Below are 16,374 nucleotides of genomic sequence, written 5' to 3'. Positions count from 1 at the left end.
TCCGGGGGATTCATGACCAAGACCATCTACATCGCCGCCGCCCTGTTGATCGGCACCGACGGCCGTACCCTGCTGGTGCGCAAACGCGGCACCCTGGCGTTCATGCAACCCGGTGGCAAAATCGAAGCCACCGAACGCCCGATCGACGCCCTGGCCCGTGAGCTGCTGGAAGAACTCAACCTGCACATCGACCCACTACAGGCCAGTTACCTCGGCCAGTTCAGCGCGCCAGCGGCCAACGAGCCAGGTTTCGAGGTAAAGTGCGAGTTGTTCCAGGTCTCCATCGCCGAAGCGGTTGAGCCGGCGGCGGAGATTGAGGAAGTGATCTGGGTTGATCAATCGAGCCATGCCGATTTGGTATTGGCACCGTTGACTCGGGACTTTATTTTGCCGATTTATCTGCGGGCCAGCCCGAAACCATAAGTGCGCGCTGGCAACCACGATGCCGGCACTGTCGAACAGGAGAGAAAAGATGTCACTGACTCTTTACTACCATCCGCTGTCCTCGTTCTGCCACAAAGTGCTGATTGCACTCTACGAGAACGGCACCGAATTCGAAAAGAAAATCATCGATCTCGGGGACGACGCAGACCGGGCGACGCTGCACGCCCTATGGCCCATCGGCAAATTTCCGGTGATTTACGATGATGCTCATCAACGTAGCGTGCCGGAATCCACGGTCATCATCGAATACCTGGATCAACGGTACCCCGGTCAGCAGTTGCTGATTCCAGGCGATGGGGATGCGGCGCTGGAGGTGCGCCTGTGGGAGCGGATTTTCGACCAATACGTCCACCTGCCGATGCAGCAGATTGTTGCTGATCGCCTTCGCGGAACCCAAGGCGATTTGACCCCGCAACGATCCACGCTGAACACCGCCTACGCGATGCTAGACCGCCAACTGATCGCAAAAACCTGGGTGGCCGGCCCGGACTTCAGCATGGCCGACTGCGCCGCCGCCCCGGCGCTGTTCTACGCCAGTACGCTGCAGCCGTTCCCCACTGACCACCCGCATCTGATCGCTTATTTCGACCGGTTGGTCGAACGACCGTCCGTGCGACGGGTGATCGATGAAGCCCGGCCCTACTTTTCGCTTTATCCGTTTGCGCAGGACATACCGGACCGCTTTCGTGGTTGATAAACCACACCGACTCCGCAGTCCGGCTTGCCGGCCTCGCGTTTGTTAGATCGCCATCGCTGGCAAGCTGGACGGCTACGCAGAGTTGCGGTGAGGTTTCTGTGGAATGCATAGGTGCCGAGCCTGCCCGCGACCTGGGCAATTCTGCCCCTACAGCGTCTTGCTTACATCAAATGAGTACCGATTGCGCCCCGCGCTCTTGGCCTGGTACATCGCATGGTCGGCATGCTGGATCAACGCGCCGATGTCGTTGCCGTCACGCGGGAAGATGCTGACGCCCATGCTGGCGTGGACCTGCACTTTCTGGCCTTCGATCAACAGCGGCAGCTGGAAGCACAGGTGCAATTTTTCCAGCAAGGCGACGATTTTCTGCGGGTCTTTGACGTCTTCGAAAAAAATCACGAACTCGTCGCCGCCCAGGCGTGACACGCAGTCATGAGCACCGCTGGCGGAGCTCAACAGCTTGGCCACCGCTTGCAACACCTGATCACCAAAGCGGTGACCGTACTGGTCATTCATTTGCTTGAAATGGTCCAGATCGACAAACAACAGCGCCATTTGCTGACCGCTCACACGCGCCTTGACCAGGGCTTGCTCCAGTCGCTCGAAGCACTTGCGACGGTTGGGCAAGCCGGTCAACGAGTCATGGCGGGCCAAGTGTTCGAACGCCGCGCGGCTGCGGGTCAGGTCTTCGAGCTGGCTGAGGATTTCCTGTTTCATCGCGCGAAAGCTGCGCGCCAGCATGCCCAACTCATCCTGCCGGGGTGCCAGATCGGTGATTTTCCGCTCGCGAGAAAACAGCTCAACCGCATCGGTCATATTGCGCAACGGGCGGATCAGCGTGCGCGAGGCGATGAACGCAGCGAACAGCGCCAGGACGCTAAAGAACAGCGCAATCTGCGCGATATTGGTCCCGGCCCGCGAGGCCTGAGCCAACACATGGCTCTGCGGCTGACCCAGACCGAGCACGACAAACGGCTCGGATGTCCCGGAGTTATCGGACAGTCGGACGAAGGCGGCGACCAGCCGATCCTGCTGGCTTTGCTCGACGCTGCGGCTGATCAGGCTGTTGGGGCCGGTTTCACCCAGTAGTCGGCCCACTTCCGGAAATTCATCCTGAAGGAACAAGCGCCGGCCCTGATCAAAACCGAAGGTGCGGCGATGATCCGGATGAATCAGCAAGTCGCCCCAGCGATTACTCAGGTAAACCTGATACTCCTTGGGCAGATCGCTTTGCAGTTGGCTGAACAACTGATCAAGGTCGACGTTGATCACCACTATCGCGAACACGTTGCCCGCAGCGTCGGCCACCGGCGTCGAGACGTGCAGCGTCGGCTTGTCCAGCCCGGAGTGCGCGCCTTGCTCGTGGTTGATCACAATCGGTGAAATACGCACTTCTCCCGGCGCCAGGTGCAGCGTCTCGAAGGCATAGGCGTAATGCCCCTTCTCTTGCAACTCGTCACCGTCGACCCGGACGATGCGGTCACCGTCTCGGTCCTGGCGAACCCATTCCAGGCCGTGATCGGTGGCGCTGATCAGGCGAATCTGCATGTAGTCGGGATGCGCCAGCAACATCGCGCGGAACGATGCGGCCAGATCATTCTGCACGTCTTCACGTTGCGGCGCGTCCTGGATACTGGCCAACTCGTGCACCTTCGGGCCGTTGGTCAACACCGAGGCATCCAGGGAAATGTTGCGCAGGCTGCTGTGTAAGTTACGCCCGAGCACCTGCACCGAGGTCAGCATATCGCGCTCGGCGGCCTGCAGCAGCATCTCGCGACTGCTGTTATAGATGTAGTAGCCGGCAAGCCCGGTGGGCAGCATGCCAAACAGCGCCATCAGACAGCCGAGTTTGAAGGCGATACCGAACTTCATCGTGTCTCCCTCAACGGCGGCCGCTCGCCAGACACGATACGCTGCCACAGTGCAGCGCGACGCTGGTCATCTTCAACGGGACGCAGCCAGATCAAGCGGCTCGCCGGGCTGATATCTTTAGGTTCCTCCAGAGTATTGGAGAGCCCCTGACGCTCGCTGAGCGTCCGACTGACCTGCGGTTCAAGCATGAAGTTGATCCAGGCGTGGGCCAGTGCGGTATCGCGCGCGCCGCGGCTGACGGCCCAACAGTCGAGCCAGGCCAACGCGCCTTCACGCGGAATCACATAACCGACGTCGGCCCCGGCATCGCGCAGTTGCAGGAGTTGCTGGCGACCGTAGTTGGCAAACAACAGCGCCACCGCGTGAGTACGAAACAGCTCGGCGGCCTCTTCGGGCAGCGAATAAAAGGTCAGGACATTGCGGCGCAAGGCAATCAATTGCTCGGACACCCGGGGGAAATCGTCGGCGTTTATCCAAAAAGGATCGCCACCCAACGACAGACTTGCCAGGGAGAAATTGTGGTTGCTGGTGTTGAACGCCAGCACTTTTCCCTGAAACCTGGGGTCCCACATGCTGGTGATCGAGTCCGGAGGCTGACGGAACTGCTTGCGATCATAGATCAGCCCCATGTCCGACCAGGCATAGGGAATCGCATAGACATGGCCATCGATCAAAATATCGGGGATTTGCGCATAGTCGCGAAAACGCGGCAGCTGGTAGGCGGTATTGGTAATGCGGTCCGGTCGCAGCGGCTGTAACAGACCCTGGTCCACATAGTAATGGACTTCTGCGGTGTTGGCGGCAATCACGTCGAAATCGCCGCCGTGATGCTCCAGCATCTTGCTGCGCAGCACCTCGTCACTGCCCACCAGCGTGACTTCGACCTTGACCTTGTAGCGCTTCTCGAAATCAGCCACCAGGTCGCTGTCGGCATACCCCGGCCAAGCGAGTACCCGCAGGGTCTGTTCTTCGGCGCTCACCTGTATAGACGCGAACATCAACAATCCGACCAACCACAGCGGGCACAAGTACTTCATGGGATAGGCCCAGAGCGTGCGATGACGCCACTATACATATGGCATTGTGCCGGTGTTTGGCAAGCTCATTTGAAGGAGGTCACCTTCGGTCGGAAACACATTGCCGCGTAGACAACCTCGGTTGCGCAGGCTCAACGTTGGTTTATGCCACCACTTGTATCGATAGTTTCAGCGCTCTCGTTTGGTCGACCAGACGAAGCGCAATCGCGCATCAGATTTGGGCATTCCAAACCACGCCCGTCCTGGTACAGCAGGACCTATCGATGCACTAGAACGCTGGCGCATGTCTTCCCAGGGCTCATCGATCAACAGGGCAATTTCCGGGTCATCCGCCAGCATTTGCACCAGCAGATATAAAGCGCCCAAGGAGATGAATGCGACCAGCAACAATCGTCGCCAATGACACCGATCAAATTTCAACCTTGGCGTCATAGAGACTGACGACTTCGGTTTTGCACTCGGAAAACGGGATGGTGTTGTGATTGAGGCGCTGTTTATCACTCGGGTGATCTTTGAAACACTGGCTCATGGTTCGGCTTCCCCGGTTGGAATGGCGGGACCCTACCAGCGAAAAACCCGCGCAAAACATCGCCGAGAAAATTCAGAAACCTCCTACAATCGCAGTTTACGAATCACTCAGAACGCAGTGCCAAAAGTAGGACACTCAACCATGACCATCACCCCCTTCACCCTCGCCATCAGCGACGCCGCGCTCGACGACTTGCAGCAACGCCTGAGCAATACCCGTTGGCTCGACACGCTGCCCGACAATGGCTGGAGCGAAGGTTGTGATGCGGCAGTGCTCAAGCGCGCCGTGGCCTATTGGCGCGATGGCTTTGATTGGCGGGCGCAGGAACAACGGCTGAATGCCTTGGGCCAGTTCATGGCCGAGGTGGATGGGCAGTCGCTGCATTTCATTCATCGTCGTGGTACCGGTCCCGCTCCGCTGCCGTTGATTCTGACCCACGGCTGGCCGGGGTCTTTCGTCGAGATGGCCGAGATCATTCCGCTGCTGGCCGATCCTGGCAGTCATGGCGGCGATCCGCAGGATGCATTCCATGTGGTGGTGCCGTCGTTGCCGGGCTACGGTTTTTCCCCCGCGCCCACCTCGCCGGGCACCGGTCCGCGGCAAGTGGCGCAGTTGTGGGCCGGGCTGATGACCCAATTGGGCTATGACCGCTTCGGTGCACAGGGCGGCGATTGGGGGGCCAGCGTGTCGACCTGGTTGGCGTTGCAGCATCCGCAACGGGTCACGGGCGTGCACCTGAATTTCATTCCGGGTTCGTATCGGCCACCGCTGACCGATGCCGAACCGCCGATCACTGCCGAGGAGCAAGCCTTCCTGCAAACTGCCGCCGCCTGGCGCGATGCCGAGGGTGCGTATGGCCACATTCAGGGCACCAAACCGCAAAGCCTGGCCGTCGGCCTGAACGACTCTCCGGCAGGGTTGGCGGCGTGGATTCTGGAGAAGTTTCATGGCTGGAGCGGCTTCGACGGCGACATCGAACAGGGGTTCGGTCTGGATGAGTTGCTGACCAACCTGTCGGTGTACTGGTTTACCGGCAGCATCGGCTCGTCGTTCCGTATGTACCTTGAAGGTCGTGCCCGACCGCTGCACTTGGCCAGTGGGCAACGCATTCTACCGCCGCTGGGGGTTGCGCAATTTCCGCATGAACTGCCGATGCCGCCACGTTCCTGGATTGAACGCTGCTTCAACGTGCAACGCTGGACGATGATGCCCCACGGCGGACATTTCGCGGCGATGGAACGGCCGCAGGATCTGGCGGAAGACATCCGGGCTTTTTTCCGGCCTTTTCGCTAGAGACGGTAGCTCCTGCAAAAAACCAGCGCTGGCTCATTTACCTGAGCGATCGCCAGACGCAATTCGTCTCACTCGATAGGTCGTGCATGAGCCTCACCCCGAATTCGCCTGACACTGGAAATCGCGCTCCAATGAGCCGTTCAGGCGACGGGCACGCAATGCGCTGCTATCTTGGTGATACCGGGCATGGCCCACGAAAGCGATTGGACTCAACGCGGGCCTGAGCTTCTGACCCGCACGCCCGTTTGCGCCATAGGTCCCTGATGAACAACGACAACCTGACCTCTGTCCCCCATGCCCTGACCAGCAGTGATCGCCAGATCCATTACGGCCACCGCGGCGCCGTATTGTGGTTGACCGGTTTGTCTGCCTCGGGCAAGTCCACGCTGTCGATGGCCCTGGAACTGGCGCTGACCCGACTGGGTTACAGTTGCTATGTGCTCGACGGCGACAATGTGCGCAAAGGTCTGAATAACAACCTGGGCTTCAGCGCTCAGGACCGCACCGAGAACATTCGTCGCGTGGGTGAAGCGGCGGCGCTGTTCGCCGACGCCGGGTTAATTTGCATCACCGCCTTTATTTCGCCCTATCGCACTGACCGCGCCAATGCCCGGCACTCCGTCGGCCAGGCGTTTCACGAGATCCATGTCGCGGCGGATCTGGCCAACTGCGAGGCGCGCGATCCCAAAGGTTTGTACAAGAAGGCTCGATCCGGCGAGTTGCCCGATTTCACCGGAGTCAGCGCACCCTACGAGGCACCGGAGCACCCGCAATTGCGCCTCGATACCGGCAATGAGTCGATTGCAACCAGCCTGCAGACATTACTGGACTATGTGGTGAGCCACATCCCAATCAGTGAAGGTTCGCGTCACTGATCGGCGGCGGCCCACTCGACGACCTTCTGCGCACTGATGCTGACTCCGCCGCAGACCACGATCACCACATCATGAGCGTCGGCTATCGACGGGTGATCGAGGTAAGCGATTGCCAGCGACACACCGCAAGCCGGCTCGACCAACTGGCGCAGGTCATCGGCATAACGCACCACGCCCATGATCGCTTCGGCGTCGCTCAGCACCACGCTCTGGTACGGAAAACCCTGAATATGCTCCACCGGCCATGCCGCCACTTGCGAGGCGCCGAGTGAACTGGCGACGGTGTTGATCTCAGGTAATCGCACGGGGTGCCCAGCCTTGAGCGCTGCGGCAAAGGACGCAGCACCTGCGGTTTCGCAGGCAATGATTCGGCAGTCGTTGCGCCCATGGCGTTGCAAACCCGTGAGAATCCCGGCCAGCAACCCACCGCCGCCCACCGAGGTCACCACGGTATCGACCTGCGGGCAGTCTTCGAGGATTTCATCGATCATGCTGCTGTGGCCTTGCCACAACACAGGATGGTCAAAGGCCGGGACGTATTCGGTCTCGGCGTCCTGGGCCAATTCCAGCGCCAACTGATTGGACTCGTCCCAGACTTTGCCGTGCACGATCAGTTTGGCCCCGGTGTCGGTGATGCGATCGCGGGTGGCTTGCGGGGTGGTGTGCGGCACGATGATGCACGCCTCCAGCCCGAGCGCGACCGCCGCCACCGCTGTAGCCAAACCGGCGTTGCCACCGGAGGGGCAAACCACTTTTTTCTTGCCCTGCTGCAGCGCCTGAGTACAGAGCAAACCCATGCCGCGCAGCTTGAATGAGCCACTGGGTTGCAGGTTCTCCAGCTTGAGCCAGATCCGCCGCGCCGGCGTCGATAAGCCGGGGTGGAGGAGCAAGGGCGTTCTGATGTGCAGCATGGCGATCACCTTAGTCAACGAAACAGGGCTTCAATCACTCGTAAAACGGCGCAACCGATTCCTTGCTGCCGACAAAAAAACTGTCCGCGACAATGCGCAGCGGTTGCAGGTCCATGTCGCTGGCCTTGTCACCGATCAATTGAGCGAAGTGACGATAGATCGCCGCGTATTCGCCGTCGTCGGCCACCACCTGACGCACACCATCGACGCTGACGTCAGCACCGCCACGGTCAAGACGCAACAGACCTTCGGCACAACGCAGCTGAATGCTCCACTCTTCGTTTTCGCCGTGGTCGAAGTCGAACGCCGCCTCGATCTGCACCTGTTCGGCACCGCGCATCTGCAACGACGCGGCGATGGGCGACTGGCAATTGCTCGGTACCTGCAAGACGGCGGATTCGACGAACAACGGCGTGGGCAGCAACTCAGTCACGATCGACAGTGCATTGATGCCCGGATCGAACACGCCCAAGCCGCCCGCCTGCCAGATCCAGGCCTGCCCCGGGTGCCACTTGCGCACTTGTTCTTTCCAGTCGACGCGCACCTGCCGCAGGGTTTTGCCGTCCAGCCACTGACGGGCATACTCGACCCCCACGGCAAACCGTGAGTGCCAGGCGAACAGGCCAGAAACGCCCGCTTGCTGCACATCATCGACCAGCGCCATGGCCTCGCCGAGGGTCGCACACGGTGGTTTCTCTACGAGCACATGCTTGCCGGCGGCCAGTGCCTGACGTACCAGGGCGAAGCGACCTTGCGGCGGAGTGCAGAACGCGATGGCGTCCACCTGCGGGCCACGGGCGAGCAGTTCTTCCAGCGAGCTGAAGTTTTCCACGCCAGCACACGGCTGGCCGAGGGTCGCGACGGCCACCAGTTCAAACCGTGGGTTGGCGCGGATCGCCGGCACGTGTTGGTCCTGCGCAATCTTGCCGTAGCCCACCAGCCCTAAACGAATCGGATGCATCGATGACTTCCTGTTTTTTGAAATTATTGTGTTAGCCGGCAATCATTGGGTGCCAAACATCGCTGTCCAGTAAATCCCCGCGTCGCTCTTGGGGTCGACCGCGTAGGCCGCGCCTAGCTCGCGAAACTGCGGGCTCATGATGTTGGCGCAGTGGCCGGGACTGGCAAGCCAGCCGTCGACCACTTTACGCACGGTGTCTTGGCCGGCGGCGATGTTCTCACCAATGGCGCGGCCGATGTAACCGCCCAGTTCCGCCCGATCACCCGGCGTGTGGCCGTCGCGGTCTTTGTGGTCGAAAAAATTGTTGTTGGCCATCGAGCGGCTGTGGGTCGCGGCGACGCTCGCCAGGGTCGGGTTCCAGGCCAGCGCGGTGGTAGGGCCGAACGATTGAGCGCCGCACTGGCGCGGCTGGCTGCGCGCGCTGTTAATCATGCCGAGTAGTTTTTGCCCTTCCACTTGCCAGTCGCCCAGACGCCCGGCCAGCAATGGACGCGCCAGCACAATACGCCACTGCGACCCGTCACGGCTGACGCCCACATCGATAAATTGCGGGTCCAGCACCACCTGACAAAAGCTCTCTTTGATCGCGGTCATCGCCGACTGTGCATTTTGCGGCCCGCCCAGGGTGATGGCCTGCACACTGACCATCGGGTACGCCCGTTGCGCCAACGCCTGTTGCAAATCACCACCACCAGTGGCCGGCAGGATCAGTCGCGGGTCGGCGGTCAGCGGCGGCAGTTCCAGTGATGCCTGGGTCCCGCAGCGTTGCGACTGGCTGCGATAGGCATTGATCGAGCTCACCAGTTGCGACTCTTCGGAAGCCATGGCGTTGGCGGCGAACAGCAATGCCAACGATAACGCGGTAAAACATATGACGGATGACAGGACGCGCATGAACCTCTCCCTTGAACTGACCATACCCATGATGCGCGATGTCGACCACCTTCGCGCACGGGCTTTTCTCATGAACCCCATTCGGCTTCTCCCTTCCTGCTCAGGCGCCGCCATAACCTTGCTGGTACTCACGCGGCGTGCAACCAAACTCGCGCTTGAACACCGTATGCAGGTATTGCGCCGACTTGAAACCGCAGTCCTGGGCAATCTCGGCGATCGCGGCTGTGCTGCTTTCAAGCCCGGCCGCGGCGGCGGCCAGTTTGAAGCGCAGGACCTCGTCATGCACGCTACGGCCCAGTTCCCGGCGGAAATGCGCCTCCAGAGAAGACCGCGAGACACCGACATAATTCGCCACCTGCTCGGTCTTGATCCCCTGGCAGGCGTACTGACGAATAAAGTGCAGCGCCTGCATCACGTAGGCATCGCCCAGTGGTTGGTGCAGGCTTGAGGTCTGCACGTTGATCGCTTCCGGCGGCACCAGAATCTGCGTACCCGCCGACGGCATGCCGTGCAGCATCTGGTGCAGCAACCGAGCGGCGGTGCGGCCCATGCTTTCGGTGCCCTGGATCACCGAACTGAGCGGCACCCGGGTCAGGCTGCGGGTCAGCGGATCGTTGTCGATGCCGATCAGCGCCACTTGTTCCGGCACCGCGATGCCAGCGGTCAGGCAGGCTTGCAGCAGTTGCCGGGCGCGGGCGTCGCTGACGGCGATGATGCCGATCGGCTTGGGCAGGCTGTGCAGCCAGGCGATTTGCTGCTCGACCGCGCTGTCCCACAGCGGCGCACTGGTCTCCAGGCCACGATAGACCTCCACCGGCAAACCGTCGCGCTGCAACAGTCGGCGGAAGGCTTTTTCACGCTCCTGGGCCCAGCGATTGGTCTGCGCTTCCGGCAGGCTGAAACACGCAAAGCGCGTCAACCCGGCCTCGATCAGGTGTTCGTACGCCAGCTTGATCAGGGCGAAGTTATCGGTGGCCACGTAGGGAATGTGCCGTGGATAGGCGCGTTCGTCCTCATAAGAGCCGCCCACCGCCACCACCGGCAGTTTGATCCCCGTCAGCGCCTGGCCGATCACCGGGTCGTCGAAGTCGGCAATGATGCCGTCGCCCTGCCAGTGCTCGATGCCCTTCAAACGGCAGAGAAAATCCTCCTCGAGAAACAAATCCCAGGTCGCCCGGGTGCTGCTCAGGTAATTGCCGATGCCGCTGATAATGCCGCGATCGTAGATTTTATTGCCGTTGAACAACAGGGCGATGCGGTGGATGGGCGGGACGGTTTTCATTGTTTTTCTCCGGGCCGATCAGCACAGGTTAGGCGCGCGGCGGCGGAATCTCAATACTCAAAATCGAACTCGGGTTTGGTGATTTTCATAATAAGTCACACCTGAGGCGGCGCTACTATCGAGGTCAGGTTAGCGCCCCCCTCACAACAACAAGGAAATTGCAGATGACCTACTTTCCCGCTGTCGAGCGAATCATTTACGAGGGTCCCGGTAGCGACTCACCTCTGGCCTTCCGTCATTACGATGCCAACAAAATCATCCTCGGCAAGCCGATGCGCGAGCACCTGCGGATGGCCGCCTGTTACTGGCACAGCTTCGTCTGGCCCGGCAGCGACATGTTTGGCGTCGGCACCTTCAAGCGCCCCTGGCAGCAGCCGAGCAATGCCATGGAACTGGCTCACCATAAGGCCGCCGCGGCCTTTGAATTCTTCTCCAAACTGGGCATCGACTATTACAGCTTCCACGACACTGACGTGGCCCCGGAAGGCGCGAGCCTGAAGGAGTACCGCAATAACTTTGCGCAAATGGTCGACCAACTGGAGCGCCATCAGGAAGAGACCGGCATTCAACTGCTGTGGGGCACCGCCAACTGCTTCAGCCATCAGCGCTACGCCGCCGGTGCCGCGAGCAACCCGAACCCGGAAATGTTCGCCTACGCCGCCGCGCAAGTATTCAGCGCGATGAACGCCACTCACCGCCTCAAGGGTTCCAACTACGTGCTGTGGGGCGGCCGTGAAGGTTACGAAACCCTGCTCAACACCGACCTCAAACGTGAGCGCGAACAACTCGGGCGCTTCATGCGCATGGTGGTCGAGCACAAGTACAAGATCGGTTTCACCGGTGACCTGCTGATCGAACCCAAACCCCAGGAGCCGACCAAGCATCAGTACGACTACGACACCGCCACGGTGCATGGTTTCCTGCATCAGTTCGGGCTGGAGAAAGAAATCAAGGTCAACATCGAGGCCAACCACGCCACCCTCGCCGGCCACAGCTTCCAGCACGAAATCGCCACCGCAGCGGCGTTGGGGATTTTCGGCAGCATCGACGCCAACCGTGGTGATCCGCAGAACGGCTGGGACACCGACCAGTTCCCCAACAGCGTCGAAGAGCTGACCCTGGCCACCTACGAAATCCTCAAGGCCGGCGGCTTCACCCACGGCGGCTTCAACTTTGACTCCAAGGTCCGCCGCCAGAGCCTGGACGAAGTCGATCTGTTCTATGGCCACGTCGCCGCGATGGACGTCCTCGCTCTGGCGCTGGAACGCGCCGCGAGCATGGTGCAGAACGATGTGCTCGAGCAATTCAAAACCCAGCGCTATGCCGGTTGGGACCAGTCCCTCGGACGCGCGGTGCTCGCCGGTAACTACAGCCTCGAATCCCTGGCCGAACACGCGTTCCAGCATGAGTTGAACCCGCAACCGGTCAGCGGCCGCCAGGAGATGCTCGAAGGCGTGGTCAATCGCTTTATTTACCCTTGAAACGAGGGGGAGGATGTTGCTGTGCGGGGCTATCGCCGACGCTGCCAACGAGGCATGATCGGCAGTTCTTCATGACGGCAACGGACGCCACGCAACACCTCTCCCCGTTCGCCTTTTTTGCCTCGATGCTTTACAGCTTCACCCGCAGTACGGTCACGGTATTGATGTGCCTCTAAACAAAAATAAAAGGACACAGCATTATGAAGAACCTGAAAACCGCCTTACTCGCCAGTTTCCTGGTCATGATCGGCAACTCGGCCATGGCCGACGCGCAACACCCGAAAATCGGCTTTTCCATCGACGACCTGCGCCTCGAGCGTTGGTCGCGCGACCGGGATTACTTCACGGCCGCCGCTGAGCAATTGGGCGCCAAGGTCTACGTTCAATCGGCCGATGCCAATGAACAGCGGCAGATTTCCCAAATTGAAAACCTGATCTCGCGCGGCGTCGATGTGATCGTCATCGTGCCGTTCAACGCCACGGTGCTGAACAATGCCGTCGCCGAAGCCAAGAAGGCCGGGGTCAAGGTGCTGTCTTACGACCGCCTGATCCTCAACGCCGATATCGATGCTTATATTTCCTTCGACAACGAGAAGGTCGGCGAGATGCAGGCCGAAGGCGTGGTCAAGGCACAACCCAAGGGCAATTACTTCCTGCTCGGCGGCGCACCGACGGACAACAACGCCAAGATCCTGCGTGAAGGTCAGATGAAGGTGCTGAAACCCTTGATCGACAAAGGCGACATCAAAATCGTCGGTCAGCAGTGGGTGAAAGAGTGGAACCCGACCGAAGCGCTGAGCATTGTCGAGAACGCCCTGACCGCCAATAACAACAAAATCGATGCCATCGTCGCGTCCAACGACGCTACAGCCGGCGGTGCGATCCAGGCCCTCGCCGCGCAGAAACTCGACGGCAAGGTACCGGTCTCCGGCCAGGACGCCGACCTCGCGGCGATCAAGCGCGTGATCGCAGGCACCCAGACCATGACCGTCTACAAGCCGCTGAAACTGCTGGCTTCGGAAGCGGCCAAGCTGTCGGTACAACTGGTGCGTAACGAGAAGCCTACCTTCAACTCGCAATACGACAACGGGGTCAAGAAGGTCGACAGCATCCTGCTCAAACCGACGCCGTTGACCAAAGACAACATCAACGTGCTGGAGGAAGACGGGTTCTATACGAAAGCGCAGATTGCGGGGCAATGACTGATTAAATCGGCTCCTCTGTAGGAACCAACTTGTTGGCGAGCCGCTTGATGATGTGCATCAGGCACAAAGCCTCGCGAACAAGTTCGCTCCTACGTAAGGACGCGGTTGTCTGCAAGCCAACACGTTGCGTTTCGCCCCTTGCGTTCGTATGAGAATTCTCGATGCCCGACTACTTGCTGGAAATGAAAGGAATCGTCAAAGCCTTCGGCGGGGTGCGTGCGCTGAATGGCATCGATATCAAGGTCAAGCCCGGCGAGTGTGTGGGCTTGTGCGGGGAAAACGGGGCCGGTAAATCGACCCTGATGAAAGTGCTGTCGGCGGTCTACCCGTGCGACACCTGGGAAGGCGAAATCCTCTGGGACGGGAAGCCACTCCGGGCCCATTCCATCAGCGAAACCGAAGCCGCCGGGATCGTGATCATTCACCAGGAATTGACCCTGGTGCCCGACCTGTCTGTCGCCGAAAACATCTTCATGGGCCACGAACTGACCCTGCCCGGCGGCCGGATGAACTACCCGGCGATGATCCACCGCGCCGAAGCCCTGATGCGCGAACTGAAGGTGCCGGACATGAACGTCTCGCTGCCGGTGTCGCAATACGGCGGCGGTTATCAGCAACTGGTGGAAATTGCCAAGGCGCTGAACAAGAAAGCCCGCCTGCTGATTCTCGATGAACCCTCCTCGGCCCTGACCCGTTCGGAAATCGAGGTGCTGCTGGACATCATCCGCGACCTCAAGGCCAAGGGCGTCGCTTGTGTCTATATCTCGCACAAGCTCGATGAAGTGGCAGCGGTCTGCGACACCATCTCGGTGATCCGCGACGGCAAACACATCGCCACCACCGCCATGGCCGACATGGACATCGCGCGCATCATCACGCAGATGGTCGGCCGCGAAATGAGCAACCTCTACCCCACCGAACCGCACACCGTCGGCGAGGTGATGTTCGAGGCGCGGCACATCACCTGTTATGACGTCGACAACCCCAGCCGCAAACGCGTCGACAATATCTCGTTCAGCCTCAAGCGCGGCGAGATCCTCGGCATCGCCGGGCTGGTCGGCGCCGGGCGCACAGAGTTGGTCTCGGCGCTGTTCGGCTCCTACCCTGGCCGCTACGAAGGCGAAGTGTGGCTGGACGGTAAAGTCGTCGACACCCGCACCCCGTTGAAGTCGATCCGCGCCGGCCTGTGCATGGTGCCGGAAGATCGCAAGCGCCAGGGGATCATTCCCGACCTGGGCGTCGGGCAAAACATCACCCTCGCGGTGTTGGATAATTTCTCGCGCATGACCCGCATCGACGCCGAGGCCGAACTCGACAGCATCCAGCAGGAAATCACCCGGATGCAGTTGAAAACCGCGACGCCGTTCCTGCCCATCACCAGCCTCTCCGGCGGCAATCAACAGAAAGCGGTGCTGGCCAAGATGCTGCTGACCAAACCCCGCGTGCTGATCCTCGACGAGCCCACCCGTGGCGTCGATGTCGGTGCCAAGTATGAGATCTACAAGTTGATGGGCGCGCTGGCGGCCGTCGGTGTGTCGATCATCATGGTTTCGTCGGAACTGGCCGAGGTATTAGGCGTTTCCGACCGTGTACTGGTGATCGGCGAAGGCCAGTTGCGCGGCGACTTCATCAACCACGAACTGACTCAGGAGCAAGTGCTCGCTGCGGCGCTCAGCCAGCCGAACGGGCATGACAACAATGATCGGAAGTCCGCGTAAATGAATCAGGTCAAACAGCTGTTCACTCGCTACAAAATGCTCGCCCTGCTGATCGCCGTGGTGATCATTTGGCTGTTCTTCAGTTGGCAAACCGAGGGCGGTTTCGTCACCCCGCGCAACCTGTCGAACCTGCTGCGGCAAATGTCGATTACCGGGATCCTTGCCTGCGGCATGGTGCTGGTGATCATCAGTGGCGAGATCGACCTGTCGGTCGGTTCGATGCTCGGCCTGCTCGGCGGCGTGGCGGCGATTCTCGATGTGGTGTACCACCTGCCGCTGCCGCTCAACCTCGCCATCGTCGCCCTCTGCGGGTTGCTGATCGGCCTGGGCAACGGCTACATGACCGCCTACCTGCGCATCCCCTCGTTCATCGTCGGCCTGGGCGGCATGCTGGCGTTTCGCGGGGTGCTGCTGGGCATTACCGGCGGCACCACGATTGCGCCGGTGTCGGCCAACCTGGTGTACATCGGGCAGGGTTACTTGCCAGCGCTGGCGGGGGTAATACTCGGTGTGTTGCTGTTTGGCCTGACCCTGTTCCTCACCTGGCGCCAGCGGATCAACCGCGCACTGCACGGTTTATCCATGCACTCGCTGCTGCGCGACAGCATTCGCGTGGTGCTGATCGGCGCGGTGCTGACTGGCTTCGTCTACACCCTCAACAGCTACGACGGCATTCCGGTTCCTGTGCTGCTGTTGTTGATCTTGCTTGGCGTGTTCAGCTACGTCACCAGCCAGACCGTGTTCGGCCGCCGCATCTATTCGGTGGGCAGCAACATGGAAGCCACGCGCTTGTCCGGGATCAACGTGCAGGCGATCAAGCTGTGGATCTTCGGCATCATGGGCGTGATGTGCGCCCTCGCCGGGTTGGTCAACACCGCCCGCCTCGCCGCCGGCTCACCCTCGGCCGGCAACATGGGCGAACTTGACGCCATCGCCGCCTGCTTCATCGGTGGCACCTCGATGCGCGGCGGCTCTGGCACGGTGTACGGCGCGCTGCTCGGGGCGTTGGTGATCAGCAGCCTGGATAACGGGATGTCGATGCTGGATGTCGACAGCTACTGGCAGATGATCGTCAAAGGCAGCATTCTGGTGTTGGCCGTGTGGGTCGATGTGAGCACCCGGGCGGGTCGACGTTGAACTGGCTTTAACCCACACACAAGCCTTCTCGAAGGGAC

Annotated in this window: 15 protein-coding genes; 8 read left to right on the top strand and 7 right to left on the bottom strand. The window is 60.5% G+C overall.

All coding sequences use genetic code 11. From position 1 onward, the window contains the following. The first annotated feature begins 12 nt into the window (after nt 1-12). The gene (locus tag ACF0H7_RS11475) at nt 13-423 is read left to right on the top strand and encodes an NUDIX domain-containing protein (RefSeq protein ID WP_397452865.1); all 411 of its coding nucleotides are present in this window, start codon (nt 13-15) and stop codon (nt 421-423) included. Nucleotides 424-472: 49 nt separating this feature from the next. Further along, nucleotides 473-1,138, top strand: coding sequence for a glutathione S-transferase family protein (locus ACF0H7_RS11470; RefSeq protein ID WP_397452864.1), 666 nt, complete (start codon nt 473-475; stop codon nt 1,136-1,138). 150 nt (nt 1,139-1,288) lie between these two features. Here ACF0H7_RS11470 and ACF0H7_RS11465 read toward each other — a convergent pair whose 3' ends face one another. The 3 genes from ACF0H7_RS11465 to ACF0H7_RS11455 form a co-directional block, all read right to left on the bottom strand. Continuing rightward, nucleotides 1,289-3,013 (bottom strand): diguanylate cyclase domain-containing protein, encoded by a 1,725-nt coding sequence (locus ACF0H7_RS11465; RefSeq protein ID WP_397452863.1) that lies wholly within the window; start codon nt 3,011-3,013, stop codon nt 1,289-1,291. Beyond that, nucleotides 3,010-4,050 carry a PotD/PotF family extracellular solute-binding protein gene (locus ACF0H7_RS11460; RefSeq protein ID WP_397452862.1) on the bottom strand — a complete coding sequence of 347 codons (1,041 nt, stop codon included), beginning with the start codon at nt 4,048-4,050 and terminating at the stop codon, nt 3,010-3,012. Before ACF0H7_RS11460 ends, ACF0H7_RS11465 begins: the two co-directional genes overlap by 4 nt. Before the next feature lie 168 nt (nt 4,051-4,218). Next, nucleotides 4,219-4,437 carry a hypothetical protein gene (locus tag ACF0H7_RS11455; protein ID WP_397452861.1) on the bottom strand — a complete coding sequence of 73 codons (219 nt, stop codon included), beginning with the start codon at nt 4,435-4,437 and terminating at the stop codon, nt 4,219-4,221. A 283-nt stretch (nt 4,438-4,720) separates the two neighbouring features. Here ACF0H7_RS11455 and ACF0H7_RS11450 point away from each other — a divergent pair, with 283 nt between their 5' ends. Both ACF0H7_RS11450 and cysC read left to right on the top strand, forming a co-directional pair. Further along, nucleotides 4,721-5,872: an epoxide hydrolase family protein gene (locus tag ACF0H7_RS11450; protein ID WP_397452860.1), complete on the top strand. Its 1,152-nt coding sequence runs from the start codon at nt 4,721-4,723 to the stop codon at nt 5,870-5,872. A 263-nt stretch (nt 5,873-6,135) separates the two neighbouring features. Next, the gene (cysC, locus tag ACF0H7_RS11445; protein ID WP_397452859.1) at nt 6,136-6,747 is read left to right on the top strand and encodes an adenylyl-sulfate kinase; all 612 of its coding nucleotides are present in this window, start codon (nt 6,136-6,138) and stop codon (nt 6,745-6,747) included. Here cysC and ACF0H7_RS11440 read toward each other — a convergent pair. The 4 genes from ACF0H7_RS11440 to ACF0H7_RS11425 all read right to left on the bottom strand — a co-directional run bounded on the left by ACF0H7_RS11440 (nt 6,741) and on the right by ACF0H7_RS11425 (nt 10,795). Then, the gene (locus ACF0H7_RS11440; protein WP_397452858.1) at nt 6,741-7,658 is read right to left on the bottom strand and encodes a pyridoxal-phosphate dependent enzyme; all 918 of its coding nucleotides are present in this window, start codon (nt 7,656-7,658) and stop codon (nt 6,741-6,743) included. The two genes, cysC and ACF0H7_RS11440, sit on opposite strands and share 7 nt — an antisense overlap. Nucleotides 7,659-7,692: 34 nt before the next feature. Then, nucleotides 7,693-8,619: a Gfo/Idh/MocA family protein gene (locus tag ACF0H7_RS11435; RefSeq protein WP_397452857.1), complete on the bottom strand. Its 927-nt coding sequence runs from the start codon at nt 8,617-8,619 to the stop codon at nt 7,693-7,695. A gap of 42 nt (nt 8,620-8,661) precedes the next feature. Then, nucleotides 8,662-9,513, bottom strand: a complete 852-nt coding sequence (locus tag ACF0H7_RS11430) for a CAP domain-containing protein (RefSeq protein WP_397452856.1) — start codon at nt 9,511-9,513, stop codon at nt 8,662-8,664. Nucleotides 9,514-9,613: 100 nt separating this feature from the next. After that, entirely contained in the window at nt 9,614-10,795 is a 1,182-nt protein-coding gene (locus ACF0H7_RS11425; RefSeq protein WP_397452855.1) for a XylR family transcriptional regulator, read from the bottom strand. A gap of 164 nt (nt 10,796-10,959) precedes the next feature. Between ACF0H7_RS11425 and xylA the strand changes: the two genes are divergently transcribed. The 4 genes from xylA to ACF0H7_RS11405 all read left to right on the top strand — a co-directional run bounded on the left by xylA (nt 10,960) and on the right by ACF0H7_RS11405 (nt 16,336). Continuing rightward, nucleotides 10,960-12,276 (top strand): xylose isomerase, encoded by a 1,317-nt coding sequence (gene xylA, locus ACF0H7_RS11420; RefSeq protein ID WP_397452854.1) that lies wholly within the window; start codon nt 10,960-10,962, stop codon nt 12,274-12,276. Between the two features lie 200 nt (nt 12,277-12,476). Continuing rightward, entirely contained in the window at nt 12,477-13,478 is a 1,002-nt protein-coding gene (xylF, locus tag ACF0H7_RS11415) for a D-xylose ABC transporter substrate-binding protein (protein WP_397452853.1), read from the top strand. Nucleotides 13,479-13,642: 164 nt separating this feature from the next. Then, entirely contained in the window at nt 13,643-15,199 is a 1,557-nt protein-coding gene (gene xylG, locus ACF0H7_RS11410; protein ID WP_397452852.1) for a D-xylose ABC transporter ATP-binding protein, read from the top strand. Next, complete coding sequence (locus ACF0H7_RS11405; RefSeq protein WP_397452851.1) at nt 15,200-16,336, top strand: sugar ABC transporter permease; 1,137 nt, start codon at nt 15,200-15,202, stop codon at nt 16,334-16,336. The last annotated feature ends 38 nt before the right edge of the window (nt 16,337-16,374 follow it).

The sequence above is a fragment of the Pseudomonas sp. NA-150 genome, from assembly GCF_044336365.1.
Lineage (GTDB): Bacteria > Pseudomonadota > Gammaproteobacteria > Pseudomonadales > Pseudomonadaceae > Aquipseudomonas.
Note: the sequence above shows the minus strand (reverse complement) of the source record. Positions and strands in the feature narration are given on the sequence as shown.

Coding starts and splice junctions, on each gene's coding strand:
- ACF0H7_RS11475 (WP_397452865.1), top strand. CDS start 13: ATGACCAAGACCATCTACATCGCCGCCGCCCTGTTGATCGGCACCGAC.
- ACF0H7_RS11470 (WP_397452864.1), top strand. CDS start 473: ATGTCACTGACTCTTTACTACCATCCGCTGTCCTCGTTCTGCCACAAA.
- ACF0H7_RS11465 (WP_397452863.1), bottom strand. CDS start 3,013: ATGAAGTTCGGTATCGCCTTCAAACTCGGCTGTCTGATGGCGCTGTTT.
- ACF0H7_RS11460 (WP_397452862.1), bottom strand. CDS start 4,050: ATGAAGTACTTGTGCCCGCTGTGGTTGGTCGGATTGTTGATGTTCGCG.
- ACF0H7_RS11450 (WP_397452860.1), top strand. CDS start 4,721: ATGACCATCACCCCCTTCACCCTCGCCATCAGCGACGCCGCGCTCGAC.
- cysC (WP_397452859.1), top strand. CDS start 6,136: ATGAACAACGACAACCTGACCTCTGTCCCCCATGCCCTGACCAGCAGT.
- ACF0H7_RS11440 (WP_397452858.1), bottom strand. CDS start 7,658: ATGCTGCACATCAGAACGCCCTTGCTCCTCCACCCCGGCTTATCGACG.
- ACF0H7_RS11435 (WP_397452857.1), bottom strand. CDS start 8,619: ATGCATCCGATTCGTTTAGGGCTGGTGGGCTACGGCAAGATTGCGCAG.
- ACF0H7_RS11430 (WP_397452856.1), bottom strand. CDS start 9,513: ATGCGCGTCCTGTCATCCGTCATATGTTTTACCGCGTTATCGTTGGCA.
- ACF0H7_RS11425 (WP_397452855.1), bottom strand. CDS start 10,795: ATGAAAACCGTCCCGCCCATCCACCGCATCGCCCTGTTGTTCAACGGC.
- xylA (WP_397452854.1), top strand. CDS start 10,960: ATGACCTACTTTCCCGCTGTCGAGCGAATCATTTACGAGGGTCCCGGT.
- xylF (WP_397452853.1), top strand. CDS start 12,477: ATGAAGAACCTGAAAACCGCCTTACTCGCCAGTTTCCTGGTCATGATC.
- xylG (WP_397452852.1), top strand. CDS start 13,643: ATGCCCGACTACTTGCTGGAAATGAAAGGAATCGTCAAAGCCTTCGGC.
- ACF0H7_RS11405 (WP_397452851.1), top strand. CDS start 15,200: ATGAATCAGGTCAAACAGCTGTTCACTCGCTACAAAATGCTCGCCCTG.